Origin of the sequence: Streptomyces sp. NPDC050388 (assembly GCF_040655635.1) — a bacterium.
Taxonomy (GTDB): Bacteria; Actinomycetota; Actinomycetes; order Streptomycetales; family Streptomycetaceae; genus Streptomyces.
The window spans coordinates 130,115-150,763 of record NZ_JBFAKH010000008.1 but is presented as its reverse complement, the minus strand read 5'-3'; the positions used below and the strand labels follow the sequence as shown (position 1 = coordinate 150,763).

At 72.4% G+C, this 20,649-nt stretch carries 15 protein-coding genes and 1 tRNA gene; 5 read left to right on the top strand and 11 right to left on the bottom strand.

Annotation, left to right across the window (positions count from 1 at the left end):
* Window positions 1-33 precede the first annotated feature (33 nt).
* Both AB0I73_RS06975 and AB0I73_RS06970 read right to left on the bottom strand, forming a co-directional pair.
* Complete coding sequence (locus tag AB0I73_RS06975) at window positions 34-1,494, bottom strand: aldehyde dehydrogenase family protein (RefSeq protein WP_363034524.1); 1,461 nt, start codon at window positions 1,492-1,494, stop codon at window positions 34-36.
* A gap of 91 nt (window positions 1,495-1,585) precedes the next feature.
* Window positions 1,586-2,410: a helix-turn-helix transcriptional regulator gene (locus AB0I73_RS06970; RefSeq protein WP_363034567.1), complete on the bottom strand. Its 825-nt coding sequence runs from the start codon at window positions 2,408-2,410 to the stop codon at window positions 1,586-1,588.
* 375 nt (window positions 2,411-2,785) lie between these two features.
* Here AB0I73_RS06970 and AB0I73_RS06965 point away from each other — a divergent pair, with 375 nt between their 5' ends.
* Window positions 2,786-3,274, top strand: coding sequence for an ATP-binding protein (locus AB0I73_RS06965; protein ID WP_363034522.1), 489 nt, complete (start codon window positions 2,786-2,788; stop codon window positions 3,272-3,274).
* Window positions 3,275-3,372: 98 nt separating this feature from the next.
* Here the strand turns inward: AB0I73_RS06965 and AB0I73_RS06960 are convergent, their stop codons facing one another.
* Window positions 3,373-3,591, bottom strand: coding sequence for a DUF397 domain-containing protein (locus AB0I73_RS06960; RefSeq protein ID WP_109377352.1), 219 nt, complete (start codon window positions 3,589-3,591; stop codon window positions 3,373-3,375).
* Window positions 3,592-4,039: 448 nt separating this feature from the next.
* On the opposite strand from AB0I73_RS06960, the gene AB0I73_RS06955 reads away from it, so the two are divergent.
* Both AB0I73_RS06955 and AB0I73_RS06950 read left to right on the top strand, forming a co-directional pair.
* A complete protein-coding gene (locus tag AB0I73_RS06955) occupies window positions 4,040-4,597 on the top strand; it encodes a hypothetical protein (RefSeq protein WP_363034520.1) in 558 nt (185 codons plus the stop codon).
* A gap of 95 nt (window positions 4,598-4,692) precedes the next feature.
* Window positions 4,693-5,247, top strand: a complete 555-nt coding sequence (locus AB0I73_RS06950) for a DUF4232 domain-containing protein (RefSeq protein WP_363034518.1) — start codon at window positions 4,693-4,695, stop codon at window positions 5,245-5,247.
* 102 nt (window positions 5,248-5,349) lie between these two features.
* Here AB0I73_RS06950 and AB0I73_RS06945 read toward each other — a convergent pair whose 3' ends face one another.
* Window positions 5,350-6,540 (bottom strand): DUF2786 domain-containing protein, encoded by a 1,191-nt coding sequence (locus AB0I73_RS06945; RefSeq protein WP_363034516.1) that lies wholly within the window; start codon window positions 6,538-6,540, stop codon window positions 5,350-5,352.
* A 105-nt stretch (window positions 6,541-6,645) separates the two neighbouring features.
* Between AB0I73_RS06945 and AB0I73_RS06940 the strand changes: the two genes are divergently transcribed.
* Both AB0I73_RS06940 and AB0I73_RS06935 read left to right on the top strand, forming a co-directional pair.
* Window positions 6,646-7,419 (top strand): Clp protease N-terminal domain-containing protein, encoded by a 774-nt coding sequence (locus AB0I73_RS06940; protein WP_363034514.1) that lies wholly within the window; start codon window positions 6,646-6,648, stop codon window positions 7,417-7,419.
* Between the two features lie 114 nt (window positions 7,420-7,533).
* On the top strand, window positions 7,534-9,240 hold the full coding sequence (locus AB0I73_RS06935) for a bifunctional 3'-5' exonuclease/DNA polymerase (protein ID WP_363034512.1): 1,707 nt from the start codon (window positions 7,534-7,536) through the stop codon (window positions 9,238-9,240).
* Between the two features lie 61 nt (window positions 9,241-9,301).
* Here AB0I73_RS06935 and AB0I73_RS06930 read toward each other — a convergent pair whose 3' ends face one another.
* The 7 genes from AB0I73_RS06930 to topA form a co-directional block, all read right to left on the bottom strand.
* Window positions 9,302-10,195 (bottom strand): glycosyltransferase, encoded by an 894-nt coding sequence (locus AB0I73_RS06930; protein ID WP_363034564.1) that lies wholly within the window; start codon window positions 10,193-10,195, stop codon window positions 9,302-9,304.
* 305 nt (window positions 10,196-10,500) lie between these two features.
* Window positions 10,501-10,935 carry a PaaI family thioesterase gene (locus tag AB0I73_RS06925; RefSeq protein WP_363034510.1) on the bottom strand — a complete coding sequence of 145 codons (435 nt, stop codon included), beginning with the start codon at window positions 10,933-10,935 and terminating at the stop codon, window positions 10,501-10,503.
* 250 nt (window positions 10,936-11,185) lie between these two features.
* Window positions 11,186-11,259: transfer RNA gene (locus AB0I73_RS06920), tRNA-Thr, on the bottom strand.
* A gap of 120 nt (window positions 11,260-11,379) precedes the next feature.
* On the bottom strand, window positions 11,380-12,975 hold the full coding sequence (locus AB0I73_RS06915; protein WP_363034508.1) for an alpha/beta hydrolase: 1,596 nt from the start codon (window positions 12,973-12,975) through the stop codon (window positions 11,380-11,382).
* An 80-nt stretch (window positions 12,976-13,055) separates the two neighbouring features.
* A complete protein-coding gene (locus tag AB0I73_RS06910; RefSeq protein WP_363034506.1) occupies window positions 13,056-14,261 on the bottom strand; it encodes a DNA polymerase III subunit delta' in 1,206 nt (401 codons plus the stop codon).
* Between the two features lie 84 nt (window positions 14,262-14,345).
* On the bottom strand, window positions 14,346-17,465 hold the full coding sequence (gene tmk / locus AB0I73_RS06905) for a dTMP kinase (protein WP_363034504.1): 3,120 nt from the start codon (window positions 17,463-17,465) through the stop codon (window positions 14,346-14,348).
* A 175-nt stretch (window positions 17,466-17,640) separates the two neighbouring features.
* Window positions 17,641-20,502, bottom strand: a complete 2,862-nt coding sequence (gene topA, locus AB0I73_RS06900; protein WP_363034502.1) for a type I DNA topoisomerase — start codon at window positions 20,500-20,502, stop codon at window positions 17,641-17,643.
* Window positions 20,503-20,649 lie beyond the last annotated feature (147 nt).

Sequence of the window (20,649 nt, the reverse complement as noted above, 5' to 3'; positions counted from 1 at the left end):
GTCCTCATCGGCCCGGGCGGAAGGAGAAGGGAGTCAGAACGGAAAGCCGCTCCTGCCGTGCTGGACCGAGATCCACTTCGTCGTGGTGAACGCGTCCAGCATCGTGTCGCCGTTCAGTCGGCCGATGCCCGAGTGCTTCTCGCCCCCGAAGGGGATGATCGGCTCGTCGTGCACGGTGCCGTCGTTCACGTGGAACATGCCGGTGTCGATCTGCTTGGCGAAGTTCACCCCGCGCTCGACGTCACCGGTGTGCACGGCCCCGCTCAGGCCGTACGGGGTGTCGTTGACGAGGCGGACGGCCTCCTCCTCCCCGTCGAAGGGGACCAGGAAGACGACCGGGCCGAACACCTCCTGCTGGAGCAGGGACGAGTCGGCGGGGACACCGGTGAGCACGGACGGCTCGAGCAGGTTGTCGGTCCGCGTGCCGTGCGCCAGCGCGGTCGCGCCCTCGGCGAGCGCCTGCTCGACGACACCGGCCAGGGCGTCCGCCTGCTGCGAGTTGATCACCGGGCCGATGACGGTCTCGGGGTCTCGCGGGTCGCCGACCTTGAGGGACGTGACCTTGGCGACGAACTTCTCGGTGAACTCGTCGGCCACCGAGCGGTCCACCAGCACCCGGTTGGCCGCCATGCAGACCTGCCCCTGGTGGACGTACCGGCTGAAGACGGCCGCGTCGACGGCGTAGTCGACGTCCGCGTCGTCGAGGACCACCAGTGCGCTGTTGCCGCCGAGTTCGAGGACCGAGCGCTTGAACAGGGAGGCGCAGACGGTGGCGACATGGCGGCCGACCTTGTCGGAGCCGGTGAAGGAGATGACCTTCGGGACCGGGTGCTCCAGGAAGGCGTCGCCGATCTCCGCGATGTCCGTGATCACCACGTTCAGCAGGCCGCCCGGCAGGCCGGCGTCCTCGAAGATCCTGGCGATCAGCGAGCCGCCGACGATCGGGGTGTTCTGGTGCGGCTTGAGCACCACGCCGTTGCCGAGCGCCAGTGCCGGGGCGACCGACTTCAGCGACAGCAGGAACGGGAAGTTGAAGGGGCTGATCACACCCACGACGCCGACGGGCACGCGGTAGACACGGTTCTCCTTGCCGTCCACCGGCGAGGGGATGATCCGGCCCTCCGGGCGCAGCGCCAGGTGCACCGCCTCGCGCAGGAACTCCTTGGCGAGGTGCAGCTCGAAGGCGGCCTTCAGGCGCGTACCGCCGAGTTCGGCGACGATCGCGGCGGAGATCTCCTCCTCGCGCTCCTCGACCAGCTTGAGCGCCTTCTCGAACACCGCACGGCGGGCGTAGGGGTTGGTCGCCGCCCACTGCTTCTGCGCGCGGGCCGCCGCGCGGTACGCCTCGTCGACCTCGTCGACGGTGGCTATCGTGATCGACGCCAGCTTCTCGTCGTCGTACGGATTGAAGTCGATGATGTCCCAGGAGCCGGTTCCCGGGCGCCACTCACCGTCGATGTACTGCTGGGCCAGGTCGGTGAAGTACGACGACATGTGATCCCTCAACCCCTCGATCCCTCGCTGCCGGATCGGGCCCGCCCCGACCGGCCCCACGGTCCTGATCGAGCGTCATCGTACTTGCGTTTCAAGAGAGTTGAAGGAGACCTCGGAGAAGGTCCCGGCTCTCCGCCGGCCCCGGACTGTCCTGCTGGAGCTCCTTGAGCGCCTTCTCGTACTGGGCGACGTCCTCGGCCTTGTCGAGGTACAGCGCGCTCGTCAGCTGCTCCAGGTAGACGACGTCCGACAGATCGGACTCGGGGAAGCTGAGGATGGTGAACGCGCCGGACTCGCCGGAGTGGCCGCCGAGGCCGAACGGCACGACCTGCAGCCGGACATGGGGCCGCTCGGACACCTCGATCAGATGCTGGAGCTGACCCCGCATCACCTCGCGGCTCCCGTAGGGGCGGCGCAACGCGGCCTCGTCGAGGACGACGTGGAACTCGGGGGCGTTCTCGGAGACCAGGTACTTCTGCCGCTCCAGGCGCAGCGCCACCCGCCGTTCGACGTCGGCCTCGCTCGCGCCCTGCATGCCGCGCCGGACCACCGCGCGTGCGTATTCCTCGGTCTGCAACAGGCCGTGCACGAACTGCACCTCGTACGCCCTGATCAGCGCGGCGGCGCCCTCGAGGCCCACGTAGGTGGGGAACCAGCTGGGCAGCACGTCCGAGTAACTGTGCCACCAGCCCGCGACATTGGCCTCCCGGGCCAGGGAGAGGAGCGAGGCCCGCTCCTGCTCGTCCGCGATGCCGTACAGCGTCAGCAGGTCCTCCACGTCCCTGGTCTTGAAGCTCACCCGGCCCAACTCCATCCGGCTGATCTTCGATTCGGAGGCGCGGATCGAATAACCCGCCGCCTCTCGCGTGATCCCCCGAGCCTCACGCAGTCGCCTGAGTTGTGATCCGAGCAGCATGCGCCGCACCACCGATCCCGGCTCTCCCGCGCTCACGTTCGCCAGCCTCCCCAACGTCTGCCAGGGCCCGAAGTCTGCCACTAAAACACTCCGAGCAGTACTCGACCGGTTACGGAAACGGAATCGAGCCAGGGGTTCCGCTCGGGAAGGAGCACGGTTCAGACAACAGGAGAGGCTGACGGGACGGAAAGACGAAGGAAAGGTGACGGAAAAATTGACCAACAAGCGGTACGGGCAGGACGATTTCGGTCAGCTGCACGTGCATCTGCCCTTGCATCTGCCCTGCGCATCGGAAACCATGGCCTTCGCACCACCGCCGTAGCGCTACGACCGCGAATTCCGGGAGTGCCTCGCATGGGGACGAATGGATCGACCATGCTCGAGCCGTTACGGCAGGGCCTTCCGCCGCTGGACCCCGCGGCCGTGTCCGACGCCGCCTCCTGCTCCCTCCCGGCCCGCCACGAAGCGGTGCGCGAGGCCCGCCGGTTCACCCGGAAGACCTGTGACCAGTGGGACGTGGGCGACCGTTTCGACGATGTGTGCCTGGTCGTCTCCGAGCTCGTGACCAACGCCCTGCGGCACGGCCTGCCGGCCGAAGCGCCATGGCTGACGGGGCAGGAACCGCCGGTGCGGCTGCATCTGATGCGGTGGACCGGGCGGCTGGTGTGCGCGGTGCGCGACCCCGGCCACGACAGTCCCGTCACCGGTGAGGCGGGCGACTTCTCCGCCGAGTCGGGCCGCGGACTGCTGCTGGTCGAATCGTTCAGCGACAGCTGGGGCTGGCAGCCGATGAGGGGGGCACTCGGCGGCAAGGTGGTCTGGGCCCTGTTCCGGCTCCGCGGTCCGTCGTACGACATGACGTGACATGACGTACGACGTGACGCGGCGCGGTGCCGCGCGCGGGCACCGCGTTCTCTCCACGCGCGTCACCACCCCGGGGGCGGGGGCGGGGGACCGCCGGGTCAGCCGGCGACGAGGTGGTCGAACTCGCCGTCCTTGACGCCGAGCAGCATCGCCTCGATCTCCGCGCGGGTGTAGACGAGCGCGGGCCCCTCGGGAAAGCGGGAGTTGCGCACCGCCACCTCGCCCCCGGGCAGCCGGGCGAACTCCACGCAGGATCCCTGCGAGTTGCTGTGCCGGCTCTTCTGCCAGGCCACGCCGTCCAGCCCGGTGGCCGCCATGCCGTTGTACACGCGGGACGCGCCGGCGCCGTCGTACACGTCCCCCTCGTACACGTCGCCGTCGTACACGTCGTGGTCCACAGGTCGCTCCCCGGTGTGCACTGGCTGGTGTGGCCATTGATGCAGTGGTCAACTGATCCGGATCATAGCTTTGTTCATGTGCAAATGCATGGTCAGATGCACGTGCACGCGGGGTGCTCCCGCAGTTACAGCGCTGCCGCCGGGCCTGCCGGTCCCCCGTCTGGAAGTGAGACGCGCACGAGGGCTCTCCTGTTCCCTCGTGTGCCTTCGTGTGTCCTTCGGTTCTCCGCTCAGTCCTGCAAGCGGTCTCTTTTTTCGGCGCGCGGTGTCACGGGGGCTGGTGGGGCGCCGGGTACGTCCTGTTAGCTGGCTCCGGCCGTTCCGGCCGACGGGGCCGACCACAGCTAGGGGGCTTGCGGTGACATCGGTGGATCAGGGGATCGCGGGGGCGCGCACCGCGGCGGGCCGGCGCACGCGGATCGCGTACGCGGCCCTGGGGCTGGCCGGCGCGCTGGTGCTCGCCGGGTGCGGCGGTGGCGGCGGTGACGGCGACTCCCGCGACGACTCCGCGACCGGCGCCACACCGTCCACGCCGGCCACCACGACCGCCCCCGCGTCCGGCGGCACCGGGTCCGGGTCCGGTGGCTCGGACGCGACCGGCGCCCCCGCGGGCAAGCTGGAGGGCAGCTGGTTCACCGCGGCCGGGGGCAAGGCCGTGGCCCTGGTGTTCACCGGCGACCAGGCGGCCCTCTTCGCCACGAGCGGCACCGTGTGCAGTGGCACCGCGCGGGAGGACGCCGGGGCCTCGACGATCAGCCTGAAGTGCGCGGACGGCAAGGCGGACCGGGCGAGCGGCACGGTCGACTCCGTGAGCGGATCCACCCTGAAGGTCACCTGGGAGAGCCCCCTCGGCACCGAGACGTTCACCAAGGCCGAGGGCGGCCGACTGCCGCAGGGGCTGCCGACCGCGGAGCCGGGGTCGTAGGAGCCGCTGTGCGGACTCCGCCCTCCGGGTGCGCCGGGAGGGCCCCCCGGGGTGTGATGATCTGGGGGCTGCTCCACGACCCCAGGGGAATCCTCATGCGCGCCATGCCGACCACCGTCACCGCCGTCACCGCCCTCCTCCTGCTGACCGCCTGCGGCGGCGAGGACGGTGGTGACGGGGCGAAGGACGACGCGAAGCAGGAGAGCGGGGCCTGCTCGACCGCGACGGTGAGCGTGGAAGTCGGCCCCGCGAGCGAGGCCCCGGCCGCCGGTGACACCGGCGAGGTCCCCGTGGACCTCGTCAACCAGGGCCCCTCCTGCGTCCTGGACGGCTTCCCCGGGGCGAGCCTGGTGGCGGCGGGGGGCGAGCCCGTCGCGCTGGCTCCGACGGACGGCGCCACGGCCCAGAAGCTGACCCTGCCCGAGGGCGGGTCCGCCTCCTTCACGATCACCTACGTGCGCGGACCGGAGGACGCCGGCCTGAGCCTGGACGCGAAGACCCTGGAGATCGGCCTTCCCGGCGACTCCGCCACCCGCGAGTTCCCCTGGTCGTACGGCCCGGTGGCGAACCAGGGCGAGGGTGAGGGCACGGCGACGGGGACGGGCGCGGCCGACGCGACCGTGAGCGCCTTCCAGCGGTCGGGTGACTGAGCGGTCGGTGCCCGATCGGGCGGTGACCGACCGGGCGGTGACCGACCGGGCGGTGACCGACCGGGCGGTGACCGACCGGGCGGTGACCGACCGGGCACCGGTTCAGGGACGCCGTCCGGGGAGCCGTCCGCGCGCTTCGACCTGGGCGTCGTCCGCCGCCCGCGCGCCCTCCTCCCACCCCGCCGCGTCGCTCACCCCGCGCAGCCGGGTGGTCGTCGTCTCCGGGAACAGGCGGTCCAGCCGCTCGGTGACCGCGACGTCGCGGGAGGCGAGCACCGGGAGCGAGTCGTCCGTCAGCTGGCTCTCGGCGGCAGCCGCGAGGCGCGCGCCCACGCGGTGGACGTACGCCGCGAGGAAGGACTGCCGGAAGGTCTTGGTCCGCTTGCGTCCCCCGGCCCGCTGAGCCGCCTCCGCCTTCGCCATGGCCGTACCGGCCTGCACGAGCAGTGAGGTGTGGAGGAGTTCGACCGCCTCCAGGTCGGAGGCGAAGCCGACCACCGTGGAGAAGCCGAGGGCCTCGTTCCACACGGCCCGGCAGTGGTTCGCGGTGGCGATCACGTCCAGCAGCACGGCCTTGGTCTGTTCGTACGGCGGCTCCACCCCGATCCGGCACGCGCCCGGAGCCGTCGCCGAGGGGGCCCGCACCGCGAGCAGCGCCTCGTCGACGCTGTGCCGTGCCATCAGCTCCTGCGCCTTGGCGGTGAGGGCCTCCGCCTCCTCCGGGAACCCGGTCGCCTCCGCCTTGGCCAGCAGCGCGCGGATGCGACCCAGCATGCGGGACTCCGGGTGCCGTTCCCGCGCGGGTGAGCCCGCACCCCCGGCCCTTTCGCTCCCCGGCGCGCCCCCGTCGGGCTCGTCGAGGGGTTCGAGGGCGGGCAGGCGCAGCAGCAGCCGGTACAGCTCCAGTACGGCGGTGGCGTGCGAGAAGCGGTCGGCGCGCCGCGCGGCAGCGGCCTCGCGGTCGCCGGGACGACCGCCGAGATCGCCGAGATCGCCGAGCTGGGCGTGCCAGCGGGGGCCGCGGGGCCGGTCGTGCGGCGCCTGCGCGCGGATCAGCTCCGCGACCAGCCGTACGTGCACGTCGTCCAGTTCGCGCCGGACGATCCGTACGACGTCGGCGGGCTGCCAGCCGCGCCGCCAGGCCGTCGCCACGAACTCCTCGCCCCGCCCCGCGAGTTCGGCGTCCGCCGCCGGATCGGAGGCGAGCAGGGACGCGCCGGTGTCGAGGGCGGCGTCGGTGGTGGCGTACAGGGCGGCCCGGAAGGCGCGGGCGACGGTGCTGGACGTGCTCACGGGCCGATCGTGCCATGTCCCCTCTCCCCGCCGAACCCGCGACCCGACGCACCCGCTTGTCAACTGACGGTTGACACCCTCCCACTGTCAACCTACGGTTGACACATGGCGAAGAACCCCGGCATCAAGTCATCCGTACGCCTCGACGACCTCATCGCGGCCATCAAGAAGGTCCACGAGGAGCCCCTCCAACAGCTTCAGGACGCGGTGCTCGCGGGAGAGCACCTCGGCGACGTGGCGGACCACCTGATCGGCCACTTCGTGGACCAGGCCCGGCGCTCGGGCGCCTCCTGGACGGACATCGGCAAGAGCATGGGCGTCACCCGGCAGGCGGCCCAGAAGCGTTTCGTGACGAAGGACTCGGCCCCGCTCGACCCGAACGAGGGCTTCCACCGCTACACGCCCCGCGCCCGCAACGTGGTGATGGCCTCGCACAACGAGGCCAAGGCCGCGCGCAACGCCGAGGGCCTGCCCGAGCACCTGGTCCTCGGCCTGCTGGCCGAGCCGGGCAGCCTGGCCGCGAAGGCGATCACCGAGCAGGGCGTCACCCTGGAGGCGGTCCGCGAGGCCGCGGCCGCGCTGCTCCCGCCGCCCGTCGAAGAGGCCCCCGAGCTGGTGCCGTACGGCGCGGCGGCCAAGAAGGTCCTGGAACTCACCTTCCGCGAGGCCCTCCGCCTCGGCCACAACTACGTCGGCACCGAACACCTCCTGCTCGCCCTGCTGGAGCACGAGAACGGCAAGGGCGTCCTCAGCGGCCTCGGCATCGACAAGACCACCACCGAGCGGTACGTCACCGAGATGCTGGCGGAGTTCCTGGAGACCCGGGAACCGGAGGCTGCGGACGGACAGCCCGCGAAGCCCGAGCCCGGGCAGGACTGACCCGGACACAGGGGCGCCCGGGCGCAGGGCACAGGAACGCAGAGGCACCCGGACGCAGGCGTCCACGATCCCGGACCGCGGGGCGCTGTCAGACCCCCCTGCCACACTCACACCATGGCCGACCGGTGGGCGCTCGCTCCGGCCGAGGAAGGTGGCGTGGACGTCGCCCCCCTCGGCCCGGACGGGCTGCCCGCCGCTCCGGTGCGGCGGGAGGCGGATCCCGCCGAGGCCGTGCGGAGCCGGCCCGGCGTCACGCGGTGGGTGTGGCGGTCCACCTCCGAGGTCCATCCGCGCCTGCTCGCCGCGGGGGTGCGAGTGGCGCGGTGCTACGACGTCGAGGCCGCCGAGACGCTCCTGCTCGGCCACGAGGGGCGGTACGGGGAACCCCGTTCGGCCGCGGCCGCCCTGGCTCGGCTGCGCGGCGGCCCCGTACCGCCCGATCCGCCGCAGCGCCCGGCCGAGCCGGGCGCGCAGCCGTCCCTCTTCGAACCCCGGGACGCGCACGTACCGCTGGAGGACCTCGTCGCGGTCTACGCCGAGCAGCAGCGCCGGATCGGGGCGACCACGCATCCGGACAGGATGCGGCTGCTCGTGGCCGCGGAGTCGGCGGGGATGCTCGTCGCCGCCGAGATGAACCGCGCGGGGGTGCCCTGGCGGGCGGACGTGCACCGCGCGGTCCTGCACGACCTCCTCGGCGAGCGGTACGCGGGCGGCGGTGAACCGCGCAGACTCGCCGAACTCGCTGACGAGGTGTCCGCCGCCTTCGGCCGCCGGGTGCGGCCCGACCTGCCCGCCGACGTCGTCAAGGCGTTCGCGCAGGCCGGCATCAAGGTCTCCTCGACCCGCCGGTGGGAGCTCGAGTCCATCGACCATCCGGCGGTCGAGCCGCTGATCGAGTACAAGAAGCTGTACCGCATCCGGGTCGCCCACGGCTGGTCCTGGCTCCAGGACTGGGTGCGCGACGGCCGCTTCCGACCCGAGTTCCTGGCAGGCGGGACGGTGACGGGCCGTTGGGTGACCAACGGCGGGGGCGCGCTGCAGATCCCCAGGGTGATCCGCCGCGCGGTGGTCGCCGACCCGGGCTGGCGGCTGGTCGTCGCCGACGCCGCCCAGATGGAGCCACGGGTCCTGGCGGCGATCTCCCGCGACCCCGGGCTGATGGAGGTGGCCGGCCGGGAGACCGACCTCTACCAGTCGGTGTCCGACCGCGTCTTCTCCGGCGACCGCGCGCAGGCGAAGCTCGCCGTCCTCGGCGCGGTCTACGGCCAGACCTCCGGCGACGGCCTGAAGAACCTCGCCGCCCTCCGACGCCGCTTCCCCAAGGCGGTCGCCTACGTCGACGAGGCCGCCCGCGCGGGCGAGGAGGGCAGGCTCGTACGGACCTGGCTGGGCCGCACCTGCCCGCCCGCGGCCCGTGCGACGGAGGACGCGGTGGAGGAGGCGGGCATCCCCGTCGCGGCGGGCACCCCGGTCGCGGAGGAGGAACCCGACGCCACCCGGCAGTGGGTACCGGGTTACGCCTCGACCGACGCCCGCGCGCGGGGCCGCTTCACCCGCAACTTCGTCGTCCAGGGCAGCGCCGCCGACTGGACCCTGCTGCTGCTCGCCGCACTGCGGCAGACCTTGACGGACATGGCCGCCGAACTGGTCTTCTTCCAGCACGACGAGGTGATCGTGCACTGCCCCGAGCAGGAGGCGCAGACGGTGGCCGCCGCGATCCGGGACGCCGCCGCCCTGGCGGGCCGGCTGACGTTCGGGGAGACACCGGTCCGGTTCCCGTTCACGACGGCGGTGGTGGAGTGCTACGCGGACGCCAAGTGAGGCCTCGGGGAAGGTGGGGAAGTGAGGGCGCCCGGGCGCCCGGCGGGCTGCGCCCCACCGCTCAGACGACCGGCGGCCGCCCCAGTCGCGTCAGCTGCCACACCGTCCGCCAGCGCATGGCGCGCCGCTCACCGGCCGGCTCCCGCAGGCCCTCGGCGAACCCGCCGAACCACGCCCGCAGCCCGGCGACCGACCGGTTCCTGAGCAGGGTGAGCAGCACCCACACCCCGAGATGGACGGGAACGAGCGGGAGGGGCAGCCGCCGACGGGCGAGCCACACCCGGTTCCGGGCGTTCACCCGGTAGTAGATGGCGTGCCGGGCGGGTGAGGTCTTCGGGTGCTGGAGCAACAGCTCCGGCGCGTACAGGATCCGCCAGCCCGCGTCGGCCGCGCGCCAGGCCAGGTCGGTCTCCTCGTGCGCGAAGAAGAACGCGGCGGGCCAGTCACCGATCTCGTCGAGCATCGCCATCCGCAGCCCGTGCCCGCCCCCGAGGAACCCGGTGACGTACCCGCCCTTCATGGGGTCCGACTTTCCGACCCGGGGCACATGCCGCTGCTGTGTCTCCCCCGACTCGTCGGCGATCCGGAACCCGACGATCCCGAGCCGCTCGTCCTCGGCGTACAGCTCCCGCACGCGACGCAGCACATCGGCGTCGACGAGCAGTCCGTCGTCGTCCAGCTCGACGACGACGTCCACGTCCCCGAACTCCCGCAGCCGCGCGAGCGCGACGTTCCGCCCGCCCGGGCAGCCGAGGTTCTCCTCCAGCTCGACGGTCGTCACCTCACCCGGCAGCGACAACCGCCGGGCGAACTCGGGCAGCGGACACCCGTTGCCCACGATCACGATCCGCGCGGGCGCCACATCCTGCTTCGCCACCGACTCCAGCAGCGCGTCCACCTCCGCGGGCCGGTTCCCCATCGTCACCACGGCCACAGCGATCCTCGGAGTCCCGATGTCCCCCACCTCCCAAGCGCCCACGGCCGACGACCGACCGACTGACGCGCGATGCTAGCCGTTCACGGAAAGGACTCGTCTAGTACGCCTTCCCGTACGCGGTTCCTCAACCACATCCGCACGACCTGCGAGGCCCCGTCCAGCGCCGGATCGAACGGGACCGGTGGCGCGAAACCCGTACGCCGCAGCCCCGGCGAGCTCTACCGCGACATGGCCCCCTCTGTCGTCTGTCGCCGTCGTGCGGCTGCCGCTCGAGGCCCCGCAGGGCAACCGTCCCGCCCGGCCGGGCCGCCCGGCGGATGGGGTCAGCTCGCGGCGCCGCCCTTCGCTTCGAGCACGATCTGGGTCTGGGTGGTCTGTCCCACCAGTCGGCCCTTGTCGTCCCGCAGGTCGGTCTGCACGACGACGAGGGTGCCGCCGACGTGCAGGGGGCGGGCCGTGGCGTGCACCCGCCCGGAGGCCACTCCCCGCAGGAAGTTGGTCTTGGACTCGACCGTGGACGTCCCGGCGCCCGGCGGGAGGTTGAGGTAGGCACAGACCGCGCCGACGGAGTCGGCCAGCGCCATCAGGGCTCCGCCGTGCAGGATTCCTCCCGCGGTGCAGGCCTCCGGGGACCAGGGCAGACTGCCCGTGGCCCGGTCGGGGGCGGCCTCGTGGAGCTCGATGCCCAGCCGTGTCGCGAAGGGCATGGCCGCCAGGAGGGCGGCGGGGCTGGGGGCTGCCGTCTCGGAAGGGGGCATGGCGTGCTGCCTCTCGGGATCGGGCGGGTGCTCTCGGACACACGGTGAAGATCGTGCGGTGTACCGGACGCCAGTCTCGCAGCCCTCATCGGGAACGCCGAGGCGACGAACGAGAACACGCCACGGGCACCGCGCTCGGCACGACGCGGCTGGTCTTCCGGGGAAAAGCAACACTCACCGCCTTGACCCACCCGGTCAAGGGCAAGGAAAAGCCCCAGGTCACCATGAGTGGTTCCTGGGGCTTCCGCAGAGCCGCCTTCGGGATTCGAACCCGAGACCTACGCATTACGAGTGCGTTGCTCTGGCCATCTGAGCTAAGGCGGCGTGCGCTGTCGGCACCATGGTGCGATCAGCGACGTCGGTAAGTCTACACAGTTTCGGATAGTGCTTCGTACCTGCCCCGGAGGCGGGCCGGGGGGCCTGCCTCCGGGGTGGGCGCACCGGCTATGAGCAGCGCTTTCCGTCCGCGGGCGGGGTGCCGCGGAGGAGGTAGGTGTTGATCGCGGAGTCGATGCAGTCGCTGCCCCGGCCGTAGGCGGTGTGGCCGTCGCCCTCGTAGGTGAGGAGGCGGGCCGAGGAGAGCTGGTCGGCGAGGGACTCGGCCCAGCGGTAGGGGGTCGCGGGGTCGCGGGTGGTGCCGACGACGACGATCGGGGCCGCGCCCTTCGCCTCGATGCGCTGGGGCCTGCCCGTGGCGGCGACCGGCCAGTACTCGCAGTTCAGGGCCATCCAGGCGAAGCTCTCGCCGAAGACCGGGGAGGCCTTCTCGAAGTCGGGGAGGGCGTCCCGCACCTGCTCCGGGGAGTTGAAGGCGGGCGGGAGGTCCAGGCAGTTCACGGCGGCGTTGGCGAACATCAGGTTGGCGTAGTCGCCCTTGGCGTCGCGCTCGTAGTAGCTGTCGGAAAGGGCCAGGAGTCCGGCGCCGTCGTTCTTCTTCATCGCCGCCGTCAGCGCCTCGCGCAGCCGTGGCCAGGCGCCCTCGTTGTACATGGCCGCGATCACGCCGGTGGTGGCCAGCGACTCGGTGAGCCTGCGGCCCGCGGCGTCTTCGGTGGGGATCGGCCGGGCGTCGAGTTCGGCGAAGAACTCCTTCAGGTTCCTGCCGACCTGTTCGACACCGGTGCCCCGGCCCCCGAGGGGGCAGTCGCTCTGCCGTACGCAGTCCTTCGCGAAGGCCGTGAACGCCGTGTCGAAGCCCGCCGTCTGCTCGACGTTGAGCCGGCGCGCCGGCAACGAGGGGTCCAGCGCGCCGTCCAGCACCAGCCGGCCCGTCCGGTCCGGGAACAGCCCCGCGTACGTCGCCCCGAGGAAGGTGCCGTAGGAGGCGCCCACGTAGTTCAGCTTCTCGTCACCCAGCGCCGCCCGCACGATGTCCATGTCCCGGGCCGCCTCGACGGTCGACACATGGCGCAGCAGCCTCGGCGCGTCCACCCCGCAGCCCTCGGCGAACCTCCGGTACGCGGCGACCAGCGCGTCGGTCTCCTTCGCGTCGTCCGGTGTGACGTCCGTCTGCGTGTACGCGTCCATCTCGGGGCCGTCCAGGCACTCGACGGGTTCGCTGCGGGCCACGCCCCGCGGATCGACGGCCACCATGTCGTAGTGGGCACGCACCTCGGCCGGGTAGCCGACACCGGCGTACGCCTGGAGGTAGCCGATCGCCGAGCCGCCCGGCCCACCGGGGTTGATCAGCAGCGAGCCCAGCCGCGCCCCCGGGCCTGTGGCCTTCTTCCGGGACACGGCGAGGCGGACGTCACCGGCGGACGGGTGGGCGTAGTCGAGCGGGGCCTTCAGCGTGGCGCACTGGAAGCCGGGCGCCCCGCAGTCGCGCCACTTCGGCTTCTGCTCGTAGTACGGGGTGAGTGCCGCGGGCGTGGCACGGGGCAGTGCGGCCAGTACCTCCGTGGCCCTCGCCGCCGATTTCGCGGAACCCGTGGTGCCCGCCGTGTTCCCGGAGGAGCAGCCGGAGACCAGGAGCGCGGCGGCGGCGAGCAGCGTGGCGGCGGTGCGGGTCCTGCGGTGGAGGGTGCGCCTTGTGTGCATGATGCGAGGGTAACTGTGAGCGACGTTCCGGGTGCTCTGTGTGCGCACCGTGCCTCGTACGAGTCACGGGACGCGCGGGTTCAGCCCGCTCTGAGTGCCATGGTCATCGCCTCCACGGCCAGGAGCGGGGCCACGTTGCGGTCGAGGGCGTCGCGACAGGCGGCGATCGACTCGATGCGGCGGAGTGTGGACTCGGGGGAGCTGCCGCGTGCCAGTCGCTCCAGGGTGTCCTCGGCGTCCGTGTTGGCGAGGGCGACGCGGGAGCCGAGCTGGAGGGCGAGGACGTCGCGGTAGAAGCTGGTGAGGTCGGTCAGGGCCACGTCGAGGCTGTCCCGCTGCGTACGCGTGCGGCGGCGCTTCTGCATGTCCTCCAGGTCCTTGACCACGCTCGCCGTACCGCGCGGCAACCGGCCGCCCTGGGCCGCGCCGAGTGCCGCCTTCAGCTCGTCGGTCTCCTTGGTGTCCATCTGCTCGGCCAGTTGCCTGGCGTCCTCGGCGGCGGCGTCGACGAGTTCCTGGGCCGCCTTGAGCGCGCTCCCGACGTCGTCGACCCGCAACGGCAGCTTCAGCACGGCGGCGCGGCGCTCGCGGGCCGCCGGGTCGGTGGCCAGGCGGCGGGCCCGGTCGACGTGGCCCTGGGTGGCGCGGGCGACGGCCGCCGCCACGTCCGGCTCGACGCCCTCGCGTCGTACGAGCAGGTCCGCGACGGCGTCCACGGAGGGCGTGCTCAGGTTGAGGTGGCGGCAGCGGGAGCGGATCGTCGGCAGGACGTCCTCGACGGACGGGGCGCAGAGCAGCCAGACCGTGCGGGGTGCGGGCTCCTCCACGGCCTTGAGGACGGCGTTGGCGGAGCTCTCGTTCAGCCGCTCGGCGTCCTCGACGAGGATCACCTGCCAGCGGCCGTTCGCCGGTGCGGTGAACGACTTGCGGACCGTGTCGCGCATGTCGCGCACCAGGATCATCGCGCCGACGGCGGTGATCGTGCTCACGTCGGCGTGGGTGCCGATCAGGGCGGTGTGGCAGCCGTCGCAGAATCCGCAGCCCGGGGCTCCGCCGAGGGCACGGTCGGGGCTGACGCACTGCAACGCGGCGGCGAAGGCACGCGCCACCTGGTGGCGTCCGGCGCCGGGCGGGCCCGTGAACAGCCAGGCGTGGGTCATCTTCGACGCCGTAGGCGCGGGGGCGCCGGTCGCCGCGGCGGTGACGAGGGCGTCGGCGTCCCGGGCGGCGGCGGTGAGCTGTTCGCTCACCCGCTGCTGCCCGACGAGGTCGTCCCACACGGTCATGGGTCACGCCGCCCTTCCATCCGCCGTCCTTCCATTCGCCGCGCCTCCGTCACGTCCACCGCGTACGAGGCACCGCCGCTCATGTCAGCGGCGGCGGCCCCGGCCGCCCTCGTCGCCGTGCTCGCCGTGCCCGTCGCCGCGCTCGGCGTCGCGCGGGCCCAGCAGCTCGTCCGCCAGCGTCGGCAGGTCGTCCAGCGGGGTCTCCTCGGCCCAGTCCGGGCGCTGCCTGTTCCGGCCCGGCATGTTCGCGAGGTCGACCTGGGGCAACTCGCGTGTGCTCGCCTCATTGTCATCCGGCGCGACCGCGGGCAGCACCGCCGTCTCCTCCGCGTCGCCCCGTGGCGGCACGGCGGGCAGCACCTCGGTCTCGTCGGCCGCCCCGGGCGGAACCGACACCTGCGGCAGCTCGGTCGTCACCTCGGCCTCGGAGGGCCCGAACGAGGCTGACGGCGCCGACGACCCGGACGCCCCGGCAGGCCCTGCGTCGCGCCGGCCCTTGCCCGGCACCCTCGGCAGCACCGCCGTCTCGTCCGTGGCGCCCGGTGCCTTGGAGAAACCGGCCCCGTCCGTCCCCTTGGGACCCGTCTCCGCCGCGGCCGCGGCCCGCTCCGCGAGGCGCCGGGCCTCCTCGGCCCGCCGCAGCGCGTCCTCGGCCTTGCGCTGCTTCTCCAGGCGCAGCGCCTCGGCCTCGGCGCGCAGCCGCGCCTCCTCCTCGGCCTGCTTGCGGAGCCGTTCTTGCTCCGCCTTGCGCCGAGCCTCCTCCTCCGCCCGCGCCTTCTCCTCGGCGAGGAGCCGCTGCCGCTCCTCCTCGGCACGGCGAGCGGCCTCCTCGGCCCGCCGCCGGGCCTCCTCCGCCTGCCGTTCGGCCTCGCGCCGCTGCGCCTCCTCCAGCTCGCGCCGCTTGCGCTCCTCCTCCTCGGCACGCAGCCGCGCCATCAGCTCCTGGCGCTCGCGCTCCAGGCGCTCCTCCTCCGCCTTGCGCGCCGCTTCCTCCTCCGCCTTGCGGCGGGCCTCCTCCTCGGCCTTGCGCCGGGCCTCCTCACGAGCCTGGATCTCGGCCTCGGAGAGCGGCAGCACCTGGTCGAGCCGGTGCCGGATCACGGTGCCGACCGCGTCCGGCTCCTGACCGGCGTCGACCACCAGGTACCGGCCGGGGTCGGCCGCGGCCAGGGTGAGGAAACCGGCCCGCACGCGCGCGTGGAACTCCGCGGGCTCCGACTCCAGCCGGTCCGGTGCCTCGGTGAACCTCTCGCGCGCGGTCTCCGGCGCCACGTCCAGCAGCACGGTGAGGTGCGGCACCAGGCCGTTGGTCGCCCAGCGGTTGATGCGGGCGATCTCGGTCGGGGACAGGTCGCGCCCGGCGCCCTGGTAGGCCACCGAGGAGTCGATGTAGCGGTCGGAGATGACGACGGCGCCGCGCTCCAGTGCCGGCCGTACGACCGTGTCGATGTGCTCGGCCCGGTCCGCCGCGTACAGCAGGGCCTCCGCGCGGTGGGACAGTCCGGCGCTGGAGACGTCCAGCAGGATCGACCGCAGCCGCTTGCCGACGGGGGTCGCCCCCGGCTCGCGCGTGAGGACGACCTCGTGGCCCTTGGCGCGGATCCACTCGGCGAGCGCCTCGGCCTGCGTGGACTTCCCGGCCCCGTCGCCGCCCTCCAGGGCGATGAAGAAGCCGGCGCCCGCCGGGACCGGCGCCGGGTCGTCGCCGCCGAGCAACGCGTCCCGCAGGTCCTGCCGCAGCGGCACCCCGGAACGGTCGTCGACCTTGGCCAGCACGAGCGCGGCCACCGGCAGCAGCAGCGCGCCCACCAGCATCAGCGTGAACGCGGCACCACCGTGCGCGAAGACGAACCGGCCGCTCTCCAGCCGGTGCGGCCCGATGGCCGCGGCCACCAGCGGGGCGCTCACCGCGCCGAGTGCCACGAAGACGCGGACGACCGCGTGCAGGTGCTCCGTCGTGCGGGCCCGCCGCTGGTCCTCGGTCTCCTGGTCGAGCAGCGTGTGCCCGGTGTTGGCCGCGATGCCCGCGCCCACGCCGGCCAGCGCGACGATCAGCAGCACGCTGGTGACGTCCGGCACCAGACCGGCGGCCAGCAGCGCGACGCCGGTGAAGGCGAGCGCCAGTGCGAGCAGGCGGCGCCGCGACAGCGACGGCAGCAGGGCGGGCGCCGTCCGTATGCCGACGACGACACCTCCGGTCAGCGCGCCCACCAGCAGGCCGTACAGCACGGGCCCGCCGCCCAGGTCCGTGGCCTGCAGTACGAACACCGCGACGGCGGCCGACACCGCGGCGGCCACCAGGGCGGACGCCAGCACCAGCAACGGCATCACACCGGTGCGCCCCTTGTCGGGGCCGGCACCGGCGGTGCTCTTCGGGCGGCGCAGCCCCTCCAGCGGCGAGCGCGGGCGCGGAGTGCGCGTGGCGGGCAGCTCGAGGAAGGTCAGTATCGACAGCGACGCGGCGAACAGTCCGGCCGCGACATACGAGGCGAGGGCCGCCTGGTGCTGGGCGAACCAGTCGAGGCCCGTGCCCAGCAGGTTGTTGAACAGCCCGGCGACGACGAGTACGAGGGCCGCGACCGGCACCGCCACGAAGGCCGTACGCAGCGACAGGCGGCGCAGCGCGTCCATGTGGTCCGGCAGCGGCCGCACCGTCGCGCCCTCCGGGGGCGGGGCGGGCAGCAGCGCGGGCGCCGCGCTCTCCCGGCACACCGTCCAGAACCGCTCGGCGACCGATGCCACGAAGGCGGTGACGAGGAGGACGGCCAGGGCGTCGTCGGGCGTCCAGTCGATCCACAGCGGAGCGACGATGAGCAGGGCCGCCCGTAGTCCGTCCGCACCGACCATGGTCCAGCGGCGGTCCAGCGGCCCGTCCGGTGAGGTGAGCGACGTGAGCGGGCCGAGGAGGACGGCGCCGAACAGCAGCGTCGCGAGGATCCGCACCCCGAAAACGGTCGCCACTGCGAACGCGACGCCCAGATAGCCGCCGCCGAACGAGCCTTCGGCGACCGCCGCCTGGAAGGCGAGGAGGACCAGCACGAGGAGGGCGAGGATGTCACCGACACCGCCCACGAACTGCGCGCTCCACAGCCGCTTCAGCTGCGGACGGCGCAGCAGGGCGCGGACGGCGCGCTCGCGGGAGTCCGCGACCAGGGCGTCGTCGGGGGCCGGTTGAGGGGCCGCTGGCGGCTCGGCTCGCATCATGCGTTCAGCCTATCGGCCCGCGCCGACACCACGGCGCCCCGCTCTGACATGCGCACGCCCCGACACCGAAGTGTTGCCGGGGCGTTCGCATTCCGAACCCTTGGCGAAGATCCACACCTGGGAGCGGCCGACGGACCGCCGTGACGCACAGGGTCCTGAAGGCGCCTCAGTCCTCTCAGTCCTCGGCGCCGTTCGAGGCAGGCGCCTTCTTCGCGGCGGTCTTGGCCGCGGCGGTCCTGGTCGCCGTCGCCTTCTGCGCGGTCGTGGTCTTCGCCGCGGTCTTCTTGGCGGCCGCCGTCTTCTTCGCCGGAGCCTTCTTGGCGGCCGTCTTCTTGGCCGGGGCCTTCTTGGCGGCCTTCTTCGCCGTCTTCTTGGCGGGCCCCTTGGCGCGCTTCTCGGCCAGCAGCTCGAACCCGCGCTCCTGGGTGATCGTCTCGACGCTGTCACCGGAGCGCAGGGTCGCGTTGGTCTCGCCGTCGGTGACGTACGGACCGAAGCGGCCGTCCTTCACCACGACCGGCTTCCCGCTGACCGGGTCCTCACCCAGCTCCTTCAGCGGCGGCTTGGCCGCGGCCCGGCCACGCTGCTTGGGCTGGGCGTAGATCGCCAGCGCCTCCTCCAGCGTGATCGTGAAGAGCTGCTCCTCGGACTGCAGCGACCGCGAGTCGGTGCCCTTCTTCAGATACGGCCCGTAGCGGCCGTTCTGGGCGGTGATCTCCACGCCCTCGGCGTCGGCGCCGACCACGCGCGGCAGCGACATCAGCTTCAGCGCGTCGTCGAGCGTCACCGTGTCCAGGGACATCGACTTGAAAAGGGAGGCCGTGCGCGGCTTGACCGCGTTCTTGCCGGTCTTCGGCGTGCCCTCGGGGAGGATCTCCGTGACGTACGGCCCGTAGCGGCCGTCCTTGGCGACGATCGGGCGGCCGGTCGCCGGGTCGGTGCCCAGCTCGAAGTCGCCGCTCGGCTTGGCGAGCAGTTCCTCGGCGAACTCCACACTCAGCTCGTCGGGCGCCAGGTCCTCGGGGACGTCGGCCCGCTGGTGGCCGTCCGCGTCCTTCTCACCGCGTTCGATGTACGGGCCGTAGCGCCCGACCCGCAGCACGATGCCGTTGCCCACCGGGAACGACGACACCTCGCGCGCGTCGATCGCGCCCAGGTCGGTCACCAGCTCCTTGAGGCCGCCGAGGTGGTCCCCGTCGCCGTTGCCCGCCTCGGCCGCGTCGCCGTTGCCGGTGCCGGTGCCCTCACCGAAGTAGAACCGCTTCAGCCACGGCACGGACTGCGCCTCACCGCGCGCGATGCGGTCGAGGTCGTCCTCCATCTTGGCGGTGAAGCCGTAGTCGACGAGCCGGCCGAAGTGCTTCTCCAGCAGGTTGACCACGGCGAAGGAGAGGAAGGACGGCACGAGGGCCGTGCCCTTCTTGAACACATAGCCGCGGTCGAGGATCGTGCCGATGATCGACGCGTACGTCGACGGGCGGCCGATCTCCCGCTCCTCCAGCTCCTTGACCAGTGACGCCTCGGTGTAGCGGGCCGGCGGCTTGGTGGCGTGGCCGTCGACCGAGATCTCCTCGGCGGTGAGGGCGTCGCCCTCGGCGACCTGCGGCAGCCGGCGCTCGCGGTCGTCGAGCTCGGCGTTCGGGTCGTCCGCGCCCTCGACGTACGCCTTCAGGAAGCCGTGGAAGGTGATGGTCTTGCCGGACGCGGTGAACTCGACGTCCCGGCCGTCGGACGCGGTGCCACCGATCTTCACGGTGACGGAGTTGCCGGTGGCGTCCTTCATCTGGGAGGCGACGGTCCGCTTCCAGATCAGTTCGTAGAGCCGGAACTGGTCGCCGGTCAGGCCGGTCTCGGCAGGCGTGCGGAAACGGTCGCCCGAGGGGCGGATCGCCTCGTGCGCCTCTTGGGCGTTCTTCACCTTCCCCGCGTAGGTGCGCGGTTGCGGCGGCAGGTAGTCGGCGCCGTACAGCTGCGTGACCTGGGCGCGGGCGGCGGCGACCGCCGTGTCGCTCAGCGTCGTCGAGTCCGTACGCATGTAGGTGATGTAGCCGTTCTCGTACAGCTTCTGCGCGATCTGCATGGTGGCCTTCGCGCCGTAGCCCAGCTTGCGGCTCGCCTCCTGCTGCAGCGTCGTCGTACGGAACGGGGCGTACGGCGAGCGGCGGTACGGCTTGGACTCGACGGAGCGCACGGAGAACCGCGTGTTCTCCAGGGCGGCGGCCAGGGCGCGGGCGTTCGCCTCGTCGAGGTGGAGGGTGTTCGCGCTCTTGAGCTGTCCCAGGGAGTCGAAGTCGCGGCCCTGCGCGACGCGCCTGCCGTCGACGCTCTGGAGGCGGGCGACCAGCGACGACGGGTCGGAGGCATCCCCCGCACGACCGGTGGAGAAGGTGCCCGTCAGGTCCCAGTACTCGGCGGAACGGAACGCGATGCGCTCGCGTTCCCGCTCGACCACGAGCCGGGTGGCGACGGACTGGACACGGCCGGCGGACAGCCGGGGCATGACCTTCTTCCACAGGACCGGCGAGACCTCGTAGCCGTAGAGACGGTCGAGGATGCGGCGGGTCTCCTGGGCGTCGACCAGCTTCTGGTTGAGCTGGCGCGGGTTGGCCACGGCCTCGCGGATCGCGTCCTTGGTGATCTCGTGGAAGACCATCCGCTTGACCGGGATCTTCGGCTTGAGCACTTCCTGGAGGTGCCAGGCGATGGCCTCGCCCTCGCGGTCCTCATCGGTGGCGAGGAAGAGTTCGTCGGACTCCTTCAACAGGTCCTTGAGCTTCTTGACCTGGGCCCTTTTATCGGCGTTGACCACATAGATCGGCTGGAAGTCGTGTTCGACGTCCACACCGAGACGGCGGACCTCACCGGTGTACTTCTCGGGCACCTCCGCGGCGCCACTGGGAAGGTCGCGAATATGCCCGACGCTCGCCTCGACGATGTAGCCAGGGCCGAGATAGCCCTTGATCGTCTTCGCCTTGGCAGGCGACTCGACGATGACGAGTCGGCGGCCGCCCTTCGCGGTCTCGCTGGTCGGGGACAACTTCGCTCTTCTCTCCGGTCGACACTGGGGCCTCCCCGGGCTCTCGTCCCGGGGTCGGGTCTGCATTCACGGCTCGTGACGCTGCGGAGTGTGACGGTACCTCCCGCCCCCGTGTCAAACGGGAAAAGCCCGCAACGGCCACTCGAA